Raw genomic sequence first — 16,600 nt, forward strand, 5'->3', positions numbered from 1 at the left:
AAAAATAACATTTTGTTTTTCGAAAATTTTCTTACATGAGATAAACAATTTCATATAGGCTTTTTAAGCTTTGTCACCTATGATCAAAACTAGGCAATATTATGTTGTAGTCAATGAGGTATCGAAGATATGGCAAAGAATGCAAGTTCACCCGGCAAACGATTTATGAAACTTGCAGGAATGACCGCGAGCATTGCAACGAAAACCGTTTCTAACTCGATTCGAAACTTGACCGCAGATGAAGAGCAAAAGCTGGCTTCAAAAACCAAGTTATTTCAGGATATTGGTTTACAAATTGCCGATACCTTAGGTGAAATGAAAGGTGCCGTCATGAAAGTCGGCCAAATTGCATCTCAATATAAAGATATTTTCCCACCCGAAGTCGCCAAAGCAATTTCAAAGTTACAACGCCAAGCCCCAGCCATGCCTTTTGCTGCCATTCAGCAACAAGTTGAACGTGAGCTTGGAAAACCGCTCAATGTTGCCTTTAAATCTTTTGACCAAGAACCTTTTGCAGCTGCTTCAATTGGCCAAGTTCACAAAGCTACCCTACCTAGTGGTGAACAAGTTGTAGTGAAAGTTCAATATCCTGGTGTTGATGAGGCCTGTGAAAGTGACTTAAAACAAGTGCGTTTAGCCCTTCGTTTAATGGGCGTACTTAAAATTGATAAAAAGCTACAAGATCAGCTTTTTACAGAAATTCAGGATAGTCTTTCAGCAGAACTTAACTATGAAATCGAAGCTCAAAACCTTGAAGTTTTTAAAACATTTCATAGCCAGTTAGATGACAAAATTATCATCCCTACTGTTTATAAAGATTACTCTTCAAGACGTATTTTAACCTTGAGCCTCGAACAAGGTGACAGCATTGAAACTGCCAGCGCTTGGCCTATTGAAATTCGAAATACGATTGGACGTCGTTTGATTCGTGCTTTAGGTCAGGAAATGTTCTTTTTAAAACGTTTTCACTGTGACCCTCACCCAGGTAACTTTGCCTTCCGCCAAGACGGCAGTGTCATTATTTATGACTATGGCAGTGTTAAAACACTTTCAAATGAAATTGTGTATAGCTTTAAGCGTTTAGTAAATGCAGCTCGTCATGAAGATATTGACCTTATTGAAACTGAGTTACTTGAACTACATTCACTAGCCGAAAAAGGCAAATTCCCGAGCGATCTATATAAACTCTGGATTGAAGTGTTATTGCGTCCGCTTACCACCACTTATGATTTTGCCGAGAACTCATCACATCATGATGGCATGCTGCTTGTGAAAAAATCTTTGAAGTACTGGGATGTCTTTAAGCCTTCACCAGACACTTTGATGGTCAACAGGACCATTTCAGGACACTACTGGAACCTCATTCACTTAAAAGTTCATGACAATTTGAATGGACTATTTGAAGAGCTTGTCCCGCCTTCTAACTAACTTAATTTACTGATTAATGTAGCCTTCTAGGGGTTACATTGACTTTTTAATTGTTATGTTATAACATTTCTTTAATCAAAAATAATTTAGGACAATCTCTCATGCGTAAAGATATTCATCCTGCTTATCAACAAGTGTTATTTCATGACACCAATGCAGACGTGTACTTTTTAATTGGTAGTACTCTTCAGTCTAAACAAATCAAAGAATATCAAGGAAAAGTCTATCCTTATGTAACCCTTGATATTTCAAGTGCATCTCACCCTTTCTACACAGGTGAAGTACGTCAAGCAAGTAACGAAGGCCGCGTTGCAACCTTTAATAAACGCTTCGCTCGCTTTAATCGTAAGAGTTAATCTTACGTTAAGATTTGATCAATACACTTAAATCATTGGAAGCCTAAGACTATCTCCTCCACTTAGGCTTCTTTTTTTATGTGTATTTTTTCGATATTTTTATGTTGTGTATAAAAGAAAACTTATCCACAACTTGTATAAAAACTCTTCTTATTTTTCCCACAACTCATCATTTTTTTGCATTCACCGAGCTTTCAAAGTTGCTATTCGATGCTATGCTTGAACCCTCATTTAATAGGAAGTTTAAGATAATGGCACAAGAGTTACTTGCACAATTACAAGCAGGCACAGCAAAATTTTCAGACGTTTTAGCTCATATTGAAGCACGTTACCAACATACTCCAACAGCTTTTCAAAATGGCGCACAGCATAATGCTGCGACTGAAAATCAAGGCAGTGCAAAAGTTTTCTCTTTTGCCAAGTTACAAGGTTTAGACCAAGCACAAACTTTAAGTTTATTTGCAGAACACTACGCCTCTGTATTGGCTACACCTGAGGGCACTGACCATCAAAATATTCGTCAGTTTATGCAAAATGGTTGGGATGGTGTGAAGTTTGAAGGTCAGGCTTTGGCTGAAAAAGCTTAATCATTTTTTAGCACAGCCTCAAATTATGAGATTTTCTAAAGCCTGTTAATAGGCAATGCCTCACTTTTGAGGGCAAAAGTGACAAAACCCTTTGTTCCGCTGATGCTACATCCATGTAGCACAGCGAAACGACGGCATCCCTGCCGTCTGTCACGATAGTAAATGATTAATTATTAATTAAATTATTTGATTAACTCTTATATTCGATACTCGGTAAGTCATCAACAGCCTGACTCAAATCAGCTATATAATGTTTTTGCGACATATTGGATAATTGTAAACAGATAACAGGTTCTGTTGATGAAAATGGTTTTGCCTACTTTTGCAAAAACCCTTGCGAAGCCGCGCTTCTCAGGTCGAGCCGACGGCTAATCCAGACATAAAACTTTATTGAAAAGACTCCGCAGTAAACATTTCAGCCAGAACAAATACTCAATGCCCTGCTACCCAATAATAAGTCGCCAACCCCAAACATGTAAAAATTAACGATCCAATTAAATGAATGGAAATTCCCAACATAGCCATTCCCAACTTACCACTTTGCAATAAAGTTACAATCTCAATCGAGAACGTTGAAAACGTAGTTAAAGCCCCACAAAAACCCGTAATCACAAAGAGCTTATAGTTCGGGCTTAAATCACTTTGAGAAAAGTAGGCAATCGCAAAACCAATAATAAAACCACCAACCAAATTAACAGTGACAGTACCGAGCGGAATTTGCGGGTAAATCGGGTTAAGTTTTAAACCTAAAAACCAACGTAACCACGCCCCTAGAACTGAGCCTAAAGCAATTGAAAGTAGAGAATAATACATAAGACCACCCCTTTAGATAGACGCTAAAAGAGCAAAAAATAATGAAGGAAAATATGACATGGCGTACTCCAAAAATAAGCAGAGTACGCAATAACCTACGTACCCAGCGATATATAAATACATGAGGGTAACGTAGGCATCATTAGCCAATACGGCGGTTTTTCAGGGGAGGAATGCCATCTCCCCGTTTTAAGTATATTAGATCATCTTGAATTTGATTTAAACATACTTTGTAAAATCATGGACGTTCATCGTATTGTGGTAAGTCGTCACGAATGCATTCCCACTCTGCCTTAGAGGCAGCAAAAATATGCATTGTCGGTTTTTGCTCTAATGGTGTATCGAGTGTCCCAATTCTTACACGATACAGTTCAGGCTGGGCATCACGCGAGCTAATAAGCGGTGAACCACATTCGCTACAGAACCAGCGGTACACACCTTCCACAGCGAATTTTTTGACTAAGTCTTCACCTTGGGTAATTTTAAAATCTGTACTTTTAACAGGAGCATTCGTGGCAAATGCTGTTCCATTGGATTTCCGGCAGCGTTGACAATGGCATTGAATGATATCCCCGATATCGCCTTTAATTTCATAGCGAATACCTTGGCACAAACAACTTCCTTGATAGACTGGTGATGCTTGAGACATGTTCTCGTAAATCCTATTATTATTGATCGCTCAAAAATAACACTTTTCACATATCAAAAATAGCACCAAATTCGCTGTTATTTTTCTAAGAATAAATGCACGCCTTCACCAGCCGCTCGCCCTGTAGCAAAGCATGCTGTAAGTAAATATCCACCTGTAGGCGCATCCCAATCTAGCATTTCACCACAACAAAACACACCTGAGATTTGTTTAAGGCTCAAGTTCTCAGTTAATGCTTTTTGCTTAATACCACCAGCACAACTAATCGCCTCTTCAATAGGCCTAAAGCCATCTAACTTGATTTGAAGTGCTTTAATTTGCTGAGCCATAGTCTCTGGTTGGCTCCATAACGCTTTATCAACGACTTCTCTAATTAGGTTAATTTTAGCTGTGTCTAAGCCTGCTTTACGCCAGATATTAGTGAGCGATTGTTTTTTACCAGCCTGCAATTTTTTAATTAACTGGAACAACTCTACATCGGGCAATAAATCTAAAAATAGATTTAAGCTTTTCCCTTGTTTTTGCTGTTCTCGTAAAGCACGTCCAAGTTTATAAATAACACTACTTTCTAAACCATAGTGAGTAATTACAATATCGCCATGAGTAACTTGGCTAGGCTCAACCCACGCATTAATACGCTTTAAAGGTTCACCAAAACAGCTTTCCATAAAAGCTGACCAAGTGTGCAATACCCCTGCATTACTTGCTTGAAAAGGTTCAATACTGGATTGATCTATCCATTGCTGCCAAGCACCATCACTACCCAATTGAGACCACGACACCGCACCACAAGCCAATACAACCGCATCGTATTGCTGGGTAAAAGTTTCAGTACTTTGATTATTTTGGTTTTCTAAAGTCACCGTTGTACCTTGTAAATTAATGCAACGATGACGATAAAAGAATTTAACTTGTTGTTCTGCTAAGCGCTTGAGCCAAGCACGCAGTAAAGGAGCAGCTTTCATTTCGACAGGAAAAATGCGACCTGAGGTGCCCACATAAGATTCAATTCCTAGACTTTTCATCCAGCTTTGAATCCAGACTGCATCCCATTTTTCAACCCACGGTTTGAGCCATTCTGCATGGTCATAACGGTCAATGAACTGTGCTAAAGGTTCGGCGTGCGAGATGTTTAACCCAGTTTTACCTGCCATCAGAAACTTACGTGCCGCTGAAGGTTTTTGTTCATAGACATCAATATCATAAGCGTATTGGCTTAGTACCTCAGCAGCCATAAGACCTGCTGGGCCTGCTCCAATAATGGCAACCCGCTTATTCGCCATGTGTTTGCCCTTGCAATGGCGCGAACTCATCAAATCGAGTTTGATAACCTTCAGGCTTGGTCATAATGAGCTGCTGGCAAAGCTCGCCACGCTCTAAATACTTAATCTCAAAATGGGTACGTGCAGAGGTTTGAGCAATTTTTTCTTTTTGGTAAGGCAGCTTCCATACATTTAATAACTGCTGCTCTGCCTCTTCAATATATTCGGGAATATTACTTGCCAGAGTAATTGTTCCACCTGTTTGCAGACGTGAGATTAAGAACTCAAAAAATGGCATATTCAACCAGCGCTGTGCTGGATTGTGTGGTTCTGGATTTGGATAGAGAATAAAGAAATGTTCAACTTGAGCGGGGTGCAAAGCATGCACTACCCAAGGTAAAGCATCCGCATGTACAGGGACCAAATTCTCTCTTGGTTCCAAACCATGCTGCTTTTGCATTGCCAAGAATTTTTCTCGGGTTCGTTCAATTGCATACAACGTGTGCTGTGGCTGTTGCCCACTAAAAAGCAAAGCATGTTTGCCCTTGCCCGCTCCAATTTCTACACAAATCGGGGTATTTTCAATTGGGGTAAAATCACGAGGCGCTTGCATACGTTGTGCTTGAAATTGACGAATCGGCATAATCACATCAAACTAAATAAAAATCGGCATAAGTCTAACAAGTCACCTGACTTTTGCCTAATCTATTTCTCTTCACTTTGAGGATATCGCTTTATGCCACGTACATTTCCCTGCCCACGTTGTGGTGAACCAAGTGTTTGGGAAGGCAATGAATTTCGTCCATTTTGTTCTGAACGTTGTAAATTAATTGATTTAGGCGCTTGGGCAAATGATGAATATAGACTGCCTACCCAAGATGCTCCTCAGCAAAACAAGGGTAGTCAAAATGAAGATGATTATGAAGATTAACCTGCTTTACCCGCGACAAACGGGTTAAATTGCTTTTCATAGCCAATGGTACTCATTGGACCATGTCCAGAAATAAACTGAGTATCATCTGGCAAACTAAAACACTCACGTTTAATCGATTCAATCAACTGCTCATGGTTACCACGTGGGAAGTCTGTTCGCCCAATCGAACCTTTAAACAGAACATCGCCTGTCCAAAGTAAGCCATGGTTTTTATTATAGAAAACCACATGCCCTGGCGTATGCCCTGGAGCAAAGCGTACTTCAAATTCATCTTCACCCAATTTGAGTACTTCACCACCTTCAAGCCATTGATCGACTTTGACAGGTTGTGGAATCGGGAAGCCATAACGTGCTGATACTTCCTGAATCATGTCTAGCCAGAACTGATCTTCTTTGTGTGGACCAATAACTGGAACGCTCCATTCTTTAGCAAGCTCACCTACTGCTCCTGCATGATCTAAATGCCCATGAGTTAGCCACAGAGCCTTCACTTTTAAACCTAAGGCTTCAACTTCTTTTTTCAAAACAGCAGCATCGCCACCTGCATCAATCAAAACTGCTTCTTTCGTTTCACTGTCCCAAACAAGGGAACAATTTTGAGCAAATGCAGTAACGGGAACAATTTTGACTTGCAGCATAAGAACCTCTGGCTAAAACGCAATTAACGGTGGGCTAAGGTATGGGTAAGGGCATCAAGATTAGCCTGAACTAAACCTGCAAGCAAATCAATATGAGCCTGATCGCTATTTAAAGCTGGAATATAAGCATAGCTACCACCACCTGCTTCTTGAAACAACTCTGCATTTTGAATGGCTAACTCTTCAAGTGTTTCTAAACAATCGGCAGAAAAAGCTGGGCTTAATACCTGAACAGACTTAACACCTTGCTTCGCCCAATCTTGTAAAAGCTGATCTGTATAAGGCTTAACCCATTCTTGTTTTCCAAAACGTGATTGGAAGCTAATTGCCCATTCATCATCTTTTAAATGTAAGGCTTCAGCGACTAACTTTGCTGTAATACGACAACGATCTGCATAAGGGTCGCCTTTGTCTGCATACGGCTGTGGAATCCCATGAAATGACATCAACAGTTTTTCAGGTTTACCATGCTGCTCTTGGTAGGCTAAAACGCTTTCTGCCAAGGCTTGAATAAACATAGGATGCTGATAATAGTCTTTAATGATGGTCAGACCCGGCAAGTTCCGCTGAGCTGGAATCCACTTGGCAAATGCATCATATAACGGCGCTGTAGACGTTGCAGAATATTGAGGAAATAAAGGCAATAAGATGACATGCTCTTGCGGATTCGTCGCCAATTTTTCTAAAACTGCACCAATACCCGGATTACCGTAAGTCATTGCGGGTAAAACCGTTAAATCAAACTGTTTATTTTCTTGTTCTAAATAAGCCTGCACACGTTTGGTTTGTTCAAACACAATTTCGCGCATTGGCGAATCTGCTGACCATACTGAAGCATAGGCATGCGCTACTCTTTTCGGACGAAAAGGTAAAACGAACAGATTTAAAATAATCCACCAGATGAATTTTGGTATTTCAATCACGCGTGAATCAGATAAAAACTGTTTTAAAAAACGGCGCACCGCAGGCACAGTCGCCTCATCTGGTGTGCCTAAATTCGCTAAAATGACAGTAACTTTCGGTTTTTGTTCAAACGACATGTGTAAATGCCTTTCAGTTCATCTTATGACACTAATGTAACAGTTTTCAGTGTCATATATAAATTGAATCGCTCTAAGCTTTTAATCGAACACCTCGATGGTTCCATTTATAACTAAGCAGTATCTTTTGGGCTTTAGTGGTTAGTTTCCAGAGGTCATATGATTGCTCAGTTTGCGTTGGGACAATCCAACCTTGTGATTGCATTTGATTTTTAATTCGAAACAGTGCCTTATGATTAATCTGTGCACAGGCCACCGCATGTGCACGAGGTAATTCCTGACGGGCATCTTCTAAGCCTGCCTGATTTAAATATTCATTCAGACAAATTCCAAAATTTTCTTCTGGCACAGCTGTTTCAAAGCGCTTTGCCAACACGCTCAATAACTGAGACCACGTCATTTGTCGTTGTCGTTTAAGCTCTTTAAAGTTGCCATCCTGAAATGCTTGAATCTGATATTCAAATGCAAAAATATCTTGCGGTGCAACTTCCTTTAACTGCACTGATGGCTCTGTTACTCGCTGTTCTAAATGCAAAATTTTACTTCTTAATAGTCTAATTTCATCTTCTAACTGCTGAGCTTGATGAGCAGGAACCCAACCTTGTCCCATATGTTGCTCAACCATTAAAGGAATATTTAAACGGACAGCCAACTCCAATTCACGTGGAGTTTTAAAGTAAAAAATATGCTTTGCTTCGTGTAATAACTTTTTTCTAAATGCGAGAAATTTATCTTTAAGTTGTGGATGTGTTTCTTGTAAATCTATTTCACGGCTTTCAGGCTGTTCATGCATGAACACAATAATAGGTTTAGCCTGACTTAACGCGTATTCATATTCTAAAGACAGATAACTCACACCAGAAATCGATTGTTCTCCATACTGACTTCCTAGAAGTAAGATTACATAATCACATTCATCAATTTGTCGACGTGCAAGTGTGGTTGTTAAAGGTGTTCGATGTTCTAGTCCCCAAGCAAAGAAACCCATCCCCACCAAGGTTTGAGACAAAACCATTCGCTCTGGCTGCATATCGCGGCCAGACGTTGAAATAAAAATCTGATAGCGTGTATCGAGCATAACAATACCCTTTCGCCTCATGATCTCTATGTGACCTAAAATCAGCCAAGATCATGAACCGCCCCAAATAAAATAATAAATATAAAAAAACACTATTTTCTAAATGATATCAAAAAGATCAGTTCAGATTATGAAGTGTCCAAGTTAACTCTTGTGGAATCATATGTTGTAAAACAGGTTGCAGTGCGTCAGCATTATTTCCGCTGACGTAACATTCAATACGTGCAACATTCTGACCTATTTGGTCACATAATAACGCATTTTTTATTAAAATACGGGCTGTTTGTCGGGCAACTGCGAATCCCGAATCAACCAGTGTGAATTGGTTATCAAAAAGATGATGAATTGCTTCATTTAGGAAAGGATAATGCGTACAACCGAGCACTAAATAGTCTGCACCTTGCTCAGCGGCAGGCTGTAAAACCTCTTTTAATGCCGTTAAACACACTTCTCCCATTTGCTGTCCCGCTTCTACACAAGGAACAAGTTCAAGGCTAGTTAAGGTCATCACTTTAACACCCGCCGGAACAGCAAACTTCTCGACAACATCTTTAATAAGTTGCCCACGAAAAGTAGCAGGTGTGGCCAACACCGCAACCACTTTAGAACGTGTCTGTAATACGGCAGGTTTTAATGCTGGAACTAAACCAACAATTGGAAAGTGTTCACCATAATGTTCACGTAAATGGTCAAGGCTAAATGCTGAAGCAGTATTACAGGCAACCACCGCAATTTTACAACCTTGGCGGTATAACCAATCGACTGCGCGAGCTGTGAGCTCTCTAATTTCTTCATCAGAACGTGGGCCATAAGGAACGTAGGCTGTGTCGGCATAATACACAATGCGTTCATTCGGCAAATATCTAGCTATTTCTGCTGCAACAGACATTCCTCCAATTCCCGAATCAAAAATACCAATTGGGGCATCTGCTGATGCTTTAGGCATAGGTTCTAGATCGGTAAATAGAGGTTGTATGGCGGTCATAGCTGTACTGAAGTGTCAGAAAATTTCACTTCCTAAAGCTTAAACCTCAAGTGCCTAATTGCAAGAGCAAATTACCACTTTTTAACTCTAAAACGGTTTCACCATTCTCTTTTTCGATCAGTGTTCCATAGTTCACTAAGTGATAAAAAGACTGACGTTGAATAAGCGCATTAATTCCAAAACGCACATGTACGTAAGGGCGTAACTCCCCTGCATATTCACGCATAAAAATTGGATGTTCAGCATCAACCAAAATCACATCTTCATTGGTCGTGGTCAGTTGTAAAAATTGATCACCTGAAATTTCAACTTGATCGACCTGATTGACTAATAAAGGTTCATCTTCAACCTCAATTTCAATTTGTTCTACGGGGGTTTTCAGGTAGAATTTCCCTTCTTCTTTCCATAGGACTTTGGTAAATAGATCTAATAGGGCTTGGCGCTTAATTAATTGACCTTCGTGCCACCATTCTCCATTGGCTTTAACCGTCAAATCCATTTTGCCGCAATGCTTTGGATGCCACTGCTCTAAAGGTGGAATTGACCTTTTGTGACTTTGCTGTACACCTTTTAAGTATTGTGCAATGTTCATTAAGTTTTTATCATCAGATAACGGTATTTTTCCCATATCCGATGGGGAATTATTTTGATTTACCATAGTTTATGCCTTGCTGACGAAAAAATATGACGACTCAGCCAATTGGCTAGATCATGGTTTAAAACTATACTAGCCAAAACGATAAAAGGCACAATAGCATATTTGCGCCTATGGATTAAAACACTCACGGCAGCACCGAATTTCTGAATATGACGGTTGCCACCTTTAAGTATTGAGGAGTCCTACATGGAACACATCGAACGTGAATCGATGGAGTTTGACGTTGTCATCGTAGGTGCAGGACCTGCCGGTCTGTCTGCTGCGATTAAGATCCGTCAATTAGCGATTGAAAAAAACTTACCCGATCTTTCTGTTTGTGTAGTTGAAAAAGGCTCTGAAGTAGGTGCGCATATCTTGTCTGGTGCTGTGCTTGAGCCACGTGCCATCAATGAACTTTTCCCGAACTGGAAAGAAGAAGGCGCGCCTCTTAATGTCCCTGTAACTGAAGACAAGACATTCTTCTTACTTTCAGAAACCACTTCTAAAGAAGCACCTCACTGGATGGTTCCTAAAACCATGCACAATGATGGTAACTATGTTATCTCGTTAGGTAACGTTGTTCGCTGGTTAGGTCAAAAAGCTGAAGAATTAGAAGTTTCTATCTTCCCTGGCTTTGCTGCATCTGAAGTGCTTTACCATGAAGACGGTACTGTAAAAGGTATTCAAACTGGTGACATGGGTATTGGTAAAGATGGCGAACCAACGCATAACTTTACTCCAGGCTATGAGCTTCACGCTAAATACACCCTCTTTGCTGAAGGTTGCCGTGGTCACTTAGGCAAACGCCTCATTGCGAAATACAACCTTGATAAAGATGCTGATCCTCAGCACTACGGTATCGGGATTAAAGAGCTTTGGGAAATTGACCCAGCAAAACATAAACCAGGCTTAGTGATGCACGGTGCTGGTTGGCCATTGGCTGAAACTGGTTCTTCTGGTGGTTGGTGGTTATACCACGCTGAAAACAACCAAGTGACGTTGGGTATGATTGTGGACTTGTCTTATGAAAATCCACACATGTATCCATTCATGGAAATGCAGCGCTGGAAAACTCACCCACTGATTAAACAGTATTTAGAAGGTGGTAAACGTATTTCTTACGGCGCACGTGCTGTAGTGAAAGGCGGTTTCAACTCATTGCCTAAATTGACTTTCCCGGGCGGTTGCTTGATTGGTGATGACGCAGGTTTCTTGAACTTTGCAAAAATCAAAGGCTCACACACTGCCATGAAATCAGGCATGTTATGTGGTGAAGCTGTATTTGAAGCGATTGCTGCTGGTGTAGAAAAAGGTGGTGACCTTGCGATTGCACGTGTTACCGAAGGCGAAGATTTATTCACTAAAGAATTAACTTCATACACTGACAAATTCAACAACAGCTGGTTAAAAGAAGAGCTTTATAACTCTCGTAACTTTGGCCCAGCAATGCATAAATTTGGTCAATGGATTGGTGGTGCATTTAACTTTATCGACCAAAATGTCTTTAAAGTGCCATTTACTTTACATGACTTGAAGCAAGACTTCGCTGTATTGAAAACTGTTGATACAACCAGCTTTAAGCCAAACTATCCAAAACCAGATGGCAAGCTTACATTTGACCGTTTATCTTCTGTATTTATCTCAAACACTGTACATGAAGAAAACCAGCCAGCTCACTTGAAGCTTACTGATCCGTCAATTCCAGTGAACGTAAACTTACCGAAATGGGATGAGCCTGCACAGCGCTACTGCCCTGCTGGTGTTTATGAAATTATGGAAGACAATGATGGCTCTAAACGCTTCCAGATTAACGCAGCAAACTGTGTTCACTGTAAGACCTGTGATATTAAAGACCCATCTCAAAACATCACATGGGTAACGCCAGAAGGCGGCGGTGGTCCGAATTATCCTAATATGTAATAAAAAAGCCCCGATTATTCGGGGCTTTTTTTATTGGAGTTCGCTTATTGAAAAGGCGGTATTTTTGCTACATTTAAATTAAGGTTCTTTTTATAGAAAATAAATGAGCCTAATAAAAACAGACCAAGAAAACCAAAGTTTCGTGCTAAATCGAAATACCAAACTGATTTCCCAAACAATAAATCAAGAATTAACATGAAGCCCATGAATCTTGTATGTAAAATCAGACTCATCTTTATTTTTGGTTCGGGAGCAAAATATGTATTTCTATAACCCAACAGAATTGAGCCAACAATAATAAGAGTAACTAAAATAATGACAGCAACAGTTTCAGATAACCAAGAAGTTTCTAGATTTAATAAAATGGCAATACAGAAAAACCAAAGAAAAATAAATAAGCTTCGTTTTACAAAATATTCATTCATTTTTATACGTCATTTATATACTTAATTTTATAAATTATATAACGATTCTTATTTGTAAAAAATTATCATTTCAAATTAAATTTGAATTATTAATGGCTTCTAATCATCGTTATTAGAAGCCTTATTATTGTATTACCCTTTCTTCACCAAATAATGAAATTCTTTATGCCCATTTTCATCTAAGCGTTCTTCTTGCAAAAGCAACTCATGGCCTAAATGCATACAAAATTTAGGAATATCCCACGAGGTCGAATTATCTGTTGCGAAGACTTCAACCACATCGCCAGATTTAGATTTACGGATGGCTTGATGCAACATCATGACAGGTTCCGGACAACGTAAACCACGCGTATTGAGTTGTACAGTAGGTGAAATGGGTTGCTCTGACATAACAAACTCGAACAAATAGAATTTTCACATTTTAGCATAAACAAATTACTGCGCTGTTAACTGTAACTGGCTTTTACATAACAATATACGTTTTGTCTTTTAGCTTGTTTTATAGATGCATAAGCATGTTTTCTTCGGTATGATTCAAAGTATTCATTTGATAGATTGAGTCTTTAGGAAAGATCATGCAAGAGGAACCAAGTCCGTCGTGGGGAATGCGCGGCTTACGAAAATGGTTAGGCACAGCACCAGAAACCCGTGATGAATTATTAAAATTAGTCCAAAATTCACGTCGCTTTTTAGAACCAGATACTGTTGCCATGCTTGAAGGGGTTCTTGACCTTCCAGCTACAAAAATTCGTGAAGTCATGACACCACGAACAGCAATGATCAGTTTGCAAGAAGATGATCAGTTACTTGATATTCTTGATGTATTGGTCGAGTCTGCTCACTCACGCTTTCCAGTCTTCTCTTCTGATCAGCCTGATAATGTTGTCGGGATTTTGCTCGCAAAAGATTTACTGCCGTTTCTAACCGAACCGAATACCAAAGTCGATATTCGAGTTCTTATGCGTCAACCTTTATTTGTTCCAGAAAGTGCGCGTTCCGATCAAGTTCTACGCATGTTGAAACATACTCAGACTCACATTGCCATTGTGATTGATGAATATGGTTCAACGGCTGGTCTTGTTACGCTCGAAGATATTCTTGAAGAAATCGTTGGCGAAATTGAAGACGAACATGACACTGCTGATGAAGATGCTCAGTACATTGTTCCTGACAATGACCATACGGTAGCAAATGCATGGATGGTGCAAGCACTTACACCAATCGAACATTTCAATACTGTTTTAGATGCTGATTTTTCTGACGATGAAGTAGAAACTGTCGGCGGTTTATTGCTTCAAGAGATTGGTCTAGTAAGTGATTTACAAGGACAAACTGTTGAGCTTGGAAATTGGTTATTTACAATCGTTGAAGCAGATGCCCGCACTATTCATCTGATTCGAGCTGTACGTCAATGAGAGCATACTTTGAAAAGCTGTTAGATTCTTCGCAACAACAAAAACAGCTTCCTTTAATTTTTCCTTTACTCATTGCTTTATTTTCAGGTGCCGTGTTCAGTTTTTCACTGGCACCTTATTATTGGTGGTGGCTGGCAATTTTATCTCCAGCCCTACTCTATGCATCACTACATAAACGCTCAGCTAAACAAGCATTTGCGATTGGTTGGAGCTATGGCTTCGGCTTATGGTTTGTAGGCGCTTTTTGGCTCTACACTTCTATCCATGTATATGGCGACACCAATGCTTTTCTAAGCGTATGTATGATTGCTGTTATGGCCCTTGTGATGGGCTTATTTACCGCACTTCAGACTTGGGTTTATCGACGTTTCTTCCCTGAAACACCTCTGACTTTTGCGCCGCTCTGGATTGTTTTCGAGTGGGCAAAAACTTGGGTATTTACAGGTTTCCCATGGCTATTTGTGGGTTACGCTTTTACTGAACGTTTACTTGATGGTTACGCACCTCTATTCGGTATTTATGCAATTTCCTTCGTTGTCATTGTATTAGCATGTGCTTTAGTTGAAGTTCTGCGCAAGCGTATTTTCTGGGTTATCCCGTCTGCCCTATTGGTTTTGGGTGCATGGGGAGCATCATATATACAGTTTGTAAAACCTAAAGCTGCTAAACCACTTAGCGTTTCGCTCATTCAAGGCAACATTCCACAAGATTTAAAATGGCTGACTGAATATCAAGTTAGAACATTAGAAATTTATGCTGGTCTGACTCAATCTGAATGGGGCCGTGACTTAATTGTATGGCCTGAATCTTCAATTCCACTCTTCCAAACTGACATTGAACCGTTTTTGGATGCAATGGATGCACAAGCTAAAAAGAACCACACTGCATGGGTAACCGGAATTCCTTACTGGGATGTTACTAAATCTCATGAAGTCGGTAGCCCACTGTATTACAACAGTATTATGGCTTCTGGCAGTGATTCAAGCGGTCTTTATAAAAAGCAGCGTCTTGTGCCGTTTGGTGAATATATTCCACTATCAGGCTTACTCTCATGGGTATTACCAGCCATGCAAAATGATATTAGCATGAGCGGTTTCTCACGTGGGGAGAGTAACCAGAAACCACTCTTAATTAAAGGGCATGCGCTTGCTGCTGCGATTTGTTATGAAGTGGCTTATCCGGACCTTACCCGACGCAATGCAGAAGACAGCGATTTCTTAGTCACTGTATCTAATGACGCTTGGTTTACGGGTACTGCCGGGCCGTGGCAACATTTACAAATGGTGCAGATGCGCGCTAAAGAAAATGGTCGTTGGTTTATTCGTGCAACCAACACTGGTGTAACAGCGTTTATTGATCAAAATGGTCATATCACTGAACAAGCACCGCTCGATAAAGAGTTTGTCTTGAGAGGTGATTTACCTGCCATGCAAGGTCAAACTCTTTATAACCGTTTAGGTGATTATCCAGTGTTAGGATTTGCAGTATTACTGCTGATTTTAGGTTGGGTGTATCGTCCACGTAAAGTTGACGTTTCTTTTAAATCACGTCGCTAAATTATAATAGCTTTGTACCCAGAGGAACTTCAAACTCTGGGATACAAAGTGCAACATCCCCATCTGCGTTATGAAACCCTGTCACTAAGCATTCTGACTGAATAGGCCCAATTTGTTTTTTAGGGAAATTCACTACAGCAACAACTAATTTACCAATTAAATCTTGTGGTTGATATAGCTTGGTAATCTGAGCACTCGATTTACGTATACCTAATTCTTCACCAAAATCTACATGTAAAATATAGGCAGGTTTACGTGCCTTTTCGAAAACTTCAGCTTGAATAATTTTACCAACGCGAAGCTCTACTTTTAAAAAATCATTCCACTCGATTTGTTCCATTTACTTTTTCTCATGTTCTTAAATATCTGATTTGAAGCATATAATATGTACAAATAAAGAAACACCCTCTTTTTATTTCCAGTTTTCAAAATTCATGCTAAATTAAATCTGCTCATCAAAAAGCCGTAAACGTTTACGTCAATCAACGTGCCAACATACCTCCAACAATGCTTGGAGCTATTTGTTCAAAATATTTTTATATTTTTGAATGGCACTGGCGTTTGTTGGTTTACGGAGTCAAAAATGCAAAACTCAAAATCTTTGTCTACTTTTAAAAAACTTCCAAATCGCTATACATCTATCGTTTTACCTTTTCTTCTATCGATCATTATGACTTTTGTGGTTTCGATGATTAGTACATTACGAAGTTTAGGACTAGAAGAATTTTCCCTTTATGTCTGGATGTCTGCATGGGCAATTTCTTGGTTAATCGCTTTTCCAACGTTACTTTTGGTCTTACCTGTTGTTCGTAAAATCACGGCCATATTAGTACAACCTGCTTACCTAAAAAAATAAAACGTAGATGTTGAGTCTACG

Annotated in this window: 20 protein-coding genes and 1 riboswitch; of the genes, 8 read left to right on the forward strand and 12 right to left on the reverse strand. The window is 39.7% G+C overall.

Annotated features, from left to right (window positions below; genetic code table 11):
• The first annotated feature begins 129 nt into the window (after window positions 1-129).
• The 3 genes from AC1PJP_RS12255 to AC1PJP_RS12265 all read left to right on the forward strand — a co-directional run bounded on the left by AC1PJP_RS12255 (window position 130) and on the right by AC1PJP_RS12265 (window position 2,371).
• Entirely contained in the window at window positions 130-1,428 is a 1,299-nt protein-coding gene (locus tag AC1PJP_RS12255) for an ABC1 kinase family protein (protein ID WP_151747386.1), read from the forward strand.
• Between the two features lie 101 nt (window positions 1,429-1,529).
• The gene (locus AC1PJP_RS12260; protein ID WP_479767039.1) at window positions 1,530-1,784 is read left to right on the forward strand and encodes a type B 50S ribosomal protein L31; all 255 of its coding nucleotides are present in this window, start codon (window positions 1,530-1,532) and stop codon (window positions 1,782-1,784) included.
• A 251-nt stretch (window positions 1,785-2,035) separates the two neighbouring features.
• Window positions 2,036-2,371, forward strand: a complete 336-nt coding sequence (locus tag AC1PJP_RS12265) for a HopJ type III effector protein (protein WP_004794912.1) — start codon at window positions 2,036-2,038, stop codon at window positions 2,369-2,371.
• A 432-nt stretch (window positions 2,372-2,803) separates the two neighbouring features.
• On the opposite strand, the gene crcB is transcribed toward AC1PJP_RS12265, so the two are convergent.
• From crcB to AC1PJP_RS12285, 4 genes are all read right to left on the reverse strand, one after another.
• The gene (gene crcB, locus AC1PJP_RS12270) at window positions 2,804-3,184 is read right to left on the reverse strand and encodes a fluoride efflux transporter CrcB (protein ID WP_057105397.1); all 381 of its coding nucleotides are present in this window, start codon (window positions 3,182-3,184) and stop codon (window positions 2,804-2,806) included.
• A gap of 126 nt (window positions 3,185-3,310) precedes the next feature.
• Window positions 3,311-3,377, reverse strand: a riboswitch (Fluoride riboswitch).
• Window positions 3,378-3,422: 45 nt separating this feature from the next.
• Entirely contained in the window at window positions 3,423-3,833 is a 411-nt protein-coding gene (locus AC1PJP_RS12275) for a GFA family protein (protein ID WP_061874206.1), read from the reverse strand.
• 77 nt (window positions 3,834-3,910) lie between these two features.
• Complete coding sequence (locus AC1PJP_RS12280) at window positions 3,911-5,116, reverse strand: TIGR03862 family flavoprotein (protein WP_479767040.1); 1,206 nt, start codon at window positions 5,114-5,116, stop codon at window positions 3,911-3,913.
• Window positions 5,106-5,744: a class I SAM-dependent methyltransferase gene (locus AC1PJP_RS12285; RefSeq protein ID WP_479755548.1), complete on the reverse strand. Its 639-nt coding sequence runs from the start codon at window positions 5,742-5,744 to the stop codon at window positions 5,106-5,108. The genes AC1PJP_RS12280 and AC1PJP_RS12285 overlap by 11 nt, the downstream gene beginning before the upstream one ends.
• An 87-nt stretch (window positions 5,745-5,831) precedes the next feature.
• Here AC1PJP_RS12285 and AC1PJP_RS12290 point away from each other — a divergent pair, with 87 nt between their 5' ends.
• A complete protein-coding gene (locus tag AC1PJP_RS12290) occupies window positions 5,832-6,026 on the forward strand; it encodes a DNA gyrase inhibitor YacG (RefSeq protein WP_004794921.1) in 195 nt (64 codons plus the stop codon).
• Here the strand turns inward: AC1PJP_RS12290 and AC1PJP_RS12295 are convergent.
• From AC1PJP_RS12295 to AC1PJP_RS12315, 5 genes are all read right to left on the reverse strand, one after another.
• Window positions 6,023-6,667 (reverse strand): MBL fold metallo-hydrolase, encoded by a 645-nt coding sequence (locus AC1PJP_RS12295; protein WP_004794923.1) that lies wholly within the window; start codon window positions 6,665-6,667, stop codon window positions 6,023-6,025. The two genes, AC1PJP_RS12290 and AC1PJP_RS12295, sit on opposite strands and share 4 nt — an antisense overlap.
• A 23-nt stretch (window positions 6,668-6,690) precedes the next feature.
• Window positions 6,691-7,707, reverse strand: a complete 1,017-nt coding sequence (hemH, locus tag AC1PJP_RS12300) for a ferrochelatase (RefSeq protein ID WP_199944951.1) — start codon at window positions 7,705-7,707, stop codon at window positions 6,691-6,693.
• A gap of 73 nt (window positions 7,708-7,780) precedes the next feature.
• Window positions 7,781-8,785, reverse strand: a complete 1,005-nt coding sequence (locus AC1PJP_RS12305) for a DUF4062 domain-containing protein (RefSeq protein WP_174744645.1) — start codon at window positions 8,783-8,785, stop codon at window positions 7,781-7,783.
• A gap of 118 nt (window positions 8,786-8,903) precedes the next feature.
• On the reverse strand, window positions 8,904-9,770 hold the full coding sequence (gene murI, locus AC1PJP_RS12310; RefSeq protein WP_174759497.1) for a glutamate racemase: 867 nt from the start codon (window positions 9,768-9,770) through the stop codon (window positions 8,904-8,906).
• Window positions 9,771-9,816: 46 nt separating this feature from the next.
• Window positions 9,817-10,428 (reverse strand): DUF1285 domain-containing protein, encoded by a 612-nt coding sequence (locus tag AC1PJP_RS12315; RefSeq protein ID WP_151988889.1) that lies wholly within the window; start codon window positions 10,426-10,428, stop codon window positions 9,817-9,819.
• A gap of 186 nt (window positions 10,429-10,614) precedes the next feature.
• Here AC1PJP_RS12315 and AC1PJP_RS12320 point away from each other — a divergent pair, with 186 nt between their 5' ends.
• Window positions 10,615-12,327: an electron transfer flavoprotein-ubiquinone oxidoreductase gene (locus AC1PJP_RS12320; RefSeq protein ID WP_151988890.1), complete on the forward strand. Its 1,713-nt coding sequence runs from the start codon at window positions 10,615-10,617 to the stop codon at window positions 12,325-12,327.
• A gap of 44 nt (window positions 12,328-12,371) precedes the next feature.
• Here AC1PJP_RS12320 and AC1PJP_RS12325 read toward each other — a convergent pair whose 3' ends face one another.
• Both AC1PJP_RS12325 and tusA read right to left on the reverse strand, forming a co-directional pair.
• Complete coding sequence (locus tag AC1PJP_RS12325; protein WP_199944947.1) at window positions 12,372-12,752, reverse strand: hypothetical protein; 381 nt, start codon at window positions 12,750-12,752, stop codon at window positions 12,372-12,374.
• A gap of 132 nt (window positions 12,753-12,884) precedes the next feature.
• Window positions 12,885-13,142 carry a sulfurtransferase TusA gene (gene tusA / locus AC1PJP_RS12330; RefSeq protein WP_002053527.1) on the reverse strand — a complete coding sequence of 86 codons (258 nt, stop codon included), beginning with the start codon at window positions 13,140-13,142 and terminating at the stop codon, window positions 12,885-12,887.
• A 185-nt stretch (window positions 13,143-13,327) separates the two neighbouring features.
• Between tusA and AC1PJP_RS12335 the strand changes: the two genes are divergently transcribed.
• Together AC1PJP_RS12335 and lnt are read left to right on the forward strand one after the other, a co-directional pair.
• Window positions 13,328-14,167: an HlyC/CorC family transporter gene (locus tag AC1PJP_RS12335; protein ID WP_004794939.1), complete on the forward strand. Its 840-nt coding sequence runs from the start codon at window positions 13,328-13,330 to the stop codon at window positions 14,165-14,167.
• A complete protein-coding gene (lnt, locus tag AC1PJP_RS12340; protein ID WP_479767041.1) occupies window positions 14,164-15,723 on the forward strand; it encodes an apolipoprotein N-acyltransferase in 1,560 nt (519 codons plus the stop codon). Before AC1PJP_RS12335 ends, lnt begins: the two co-directional genes overlap by 4 nt.
• A 1-nt stretch (window position 15,724) precedes the next feature.
• Here the strand turns inward: lnt and AC1PJP_RS12345 are convergent, their stop codons facing one another.
• On the reverse strand, window positions 15,725-16,063 hold the full coding sequence (locus tag AC1PJP_RS12345) for a tRNA-binding protein (protein ID WP_005301940.1): 339 nt from the start codon (window positions 16,061-16,063) through the stop codon (window positions 15,725-15,727).
• 243 nt (window positions 16,064-16,306) lie between these two features.
• Here AC1PJP_RS12345 and AC1PJP_RS12350 point away from each other — a divergent pair, with 243 nt between their 5' ends.
• Entirely contained in the window at window positions 16,307-16,579 is a 273-nt protein-coding gene (locus AC1PJP_RS12350) for a DUF2798 domain-containing protein (RefSeq protein ID WP_479767042.1), read from the forward strand.
• Window positions 16,580-16,600 lie beyond the last annotated feature (21 nt).

The sequence above is a fragment of the Acinetobacter sp. V116_7 genome (assembly GCF_056735735.1).

What these genes read in the sequence shown, in the direction of transcription:
- AC1PJP_RS12345 (WP_005301940.1), bottom strand. Translation starts at nt 16,063, where the DNA reads ATGGAACAAATCGAGTGGAATGATTTTTTAAAAGTAGAGCTTCGCGTT.
- AC1PJP_RS12290 (WP_004794921.1), top strand. Translation starts at nt 5,832, where the DNA reads ATGCCACGTACATTTCCCTGCCCACGTTGTGGTGAACCAAGTGTTTGG.
- hemH (WP_199944951.1), bottom strand. Translation starts at nt 7,707, where the DNA reads ATGTCGTTTGAACAAAAACCGAAAGTTACTGTCATTTTAGCGAATTTA.
- AC1PJP_RS12260 (WP_479767039.1), top strand. Translation starts at nt 1,530, where the DNA reads ATGCGTAAAGATATTCATCCTGCTTATCAACAAGTGTTATTTCATGAC.
- AC1PJP_RS12305 (WP_174744645.1), bottom strand. Translation starts at nt 8,785, where the DNA reads ATGCTCGATACACGCTATCAGATTTTTATTTCAACGTCTGGCCGCGAT.
- crcB (WP_057105397.1), bottom strand. Translation starts at nt 3,184, where the DNA reads ATGTATTATTCTCTACTTTCAATTGCTTTAGGCTCAGTTCTAGGGGCG.
- AC1PJP_RS12320 (WP_151988890.1), top strand. Translation starts at nt 10,615, where the DNA reads ATGGAACACATCGAACGTGAATCGATGGAGTTTGACGTTGTCATCGTA.
- AC1PJP_RS12275 (WP_061874206.1), bottom strand. Translation starts at nt 3,833, where the DNA reads ATGTCTCAAGCATCACCAGTCTATCAAGGAAGTTGTTTGTGCCAAGGT.
- murI (WP_174759497.1), bottom strand. Translation starts at nt 9,770, where the DNA reads ATGACCGCCATACAACCTCTATTTACCGATCTAGAACCTATGCCTAAA.
- lnt (WP_479767041.1), top strand. Translation starts at nt 14,164, where the DNA reads ATGAGAGCATACTTTGAAAAGCTGTTAGATTCTTCGCAACAACAAAAA.
- AC1PJP_RS12350 (WP_479767042.1), top strand. Translation starts at nt 16,307, where the DNA reads ATGCAAAACTCAAAATCTTTGTCTACTTTTAAAAAACTTCCAAATCGC.
- AC1PJP_RS12280 (WP_479767040.1), bottom strand. Translation starts at nt 5,116, where the DNA reads ATGGCGAATAAGCGGGTTGCCATTATTGGAGCAGGCCCAGCAGGTCTT.
- AC1PJP_RS12315 (WP_151988889.1), bottom strand. Translation starts at nt 10,428, where the DNA reads ATGGTAAATCAAAATAATTCCCCATCGGATATGGGAAAAATACCGTTA.
- AC1PJP_RS12325 (WP_199944947.1), bottom strand. Translation starts at nt 12,752, where the DNA reads ATGAATGAATATTTTGTAAAACGAAGCTTATTTATTTTTCTTTGGTTT.
- AC1PJP_RS12335 (WP_004794939.1), top strand. Translation starts at nt 13,328, where the DNA reads ATGCAAGAGGAACCAAGTCCGTCGTGGGGAATGCGCGGCTTACGAAAA.
- tusA (WP_002053527.1), bottom strand. Translation starts at nt 13,142, where the DNA reads ATGTCAGAGCAACCCATTTCACCTACTGTACAACTCAATACGCGTGGT.
- AC1PJP_RS12255 (WP_151747386.1), top strand. Translation starts at nt 130, where the DNA reads ATGGCAAAGAATGCAAGTTCACCCGGCAAACGATTTATGAAACTTGCA.
- AC1PJP_RS12295 (WP_004794923.1), bottom strand. Translation starts at nt 6,667, where the DNA reads ATGCTGCAAGTCAAAATTGTTCCCGTTACTGCATTTGCTCAAAATTGT.
- AC1PJP_RS12265 (WP_004794912.1), top strand. Translation starts at nt 2,036, where the DNA reads ATGGCACAAGAGTTACTTGCACAATTACAAGCAGGCACAGCAAAATTT.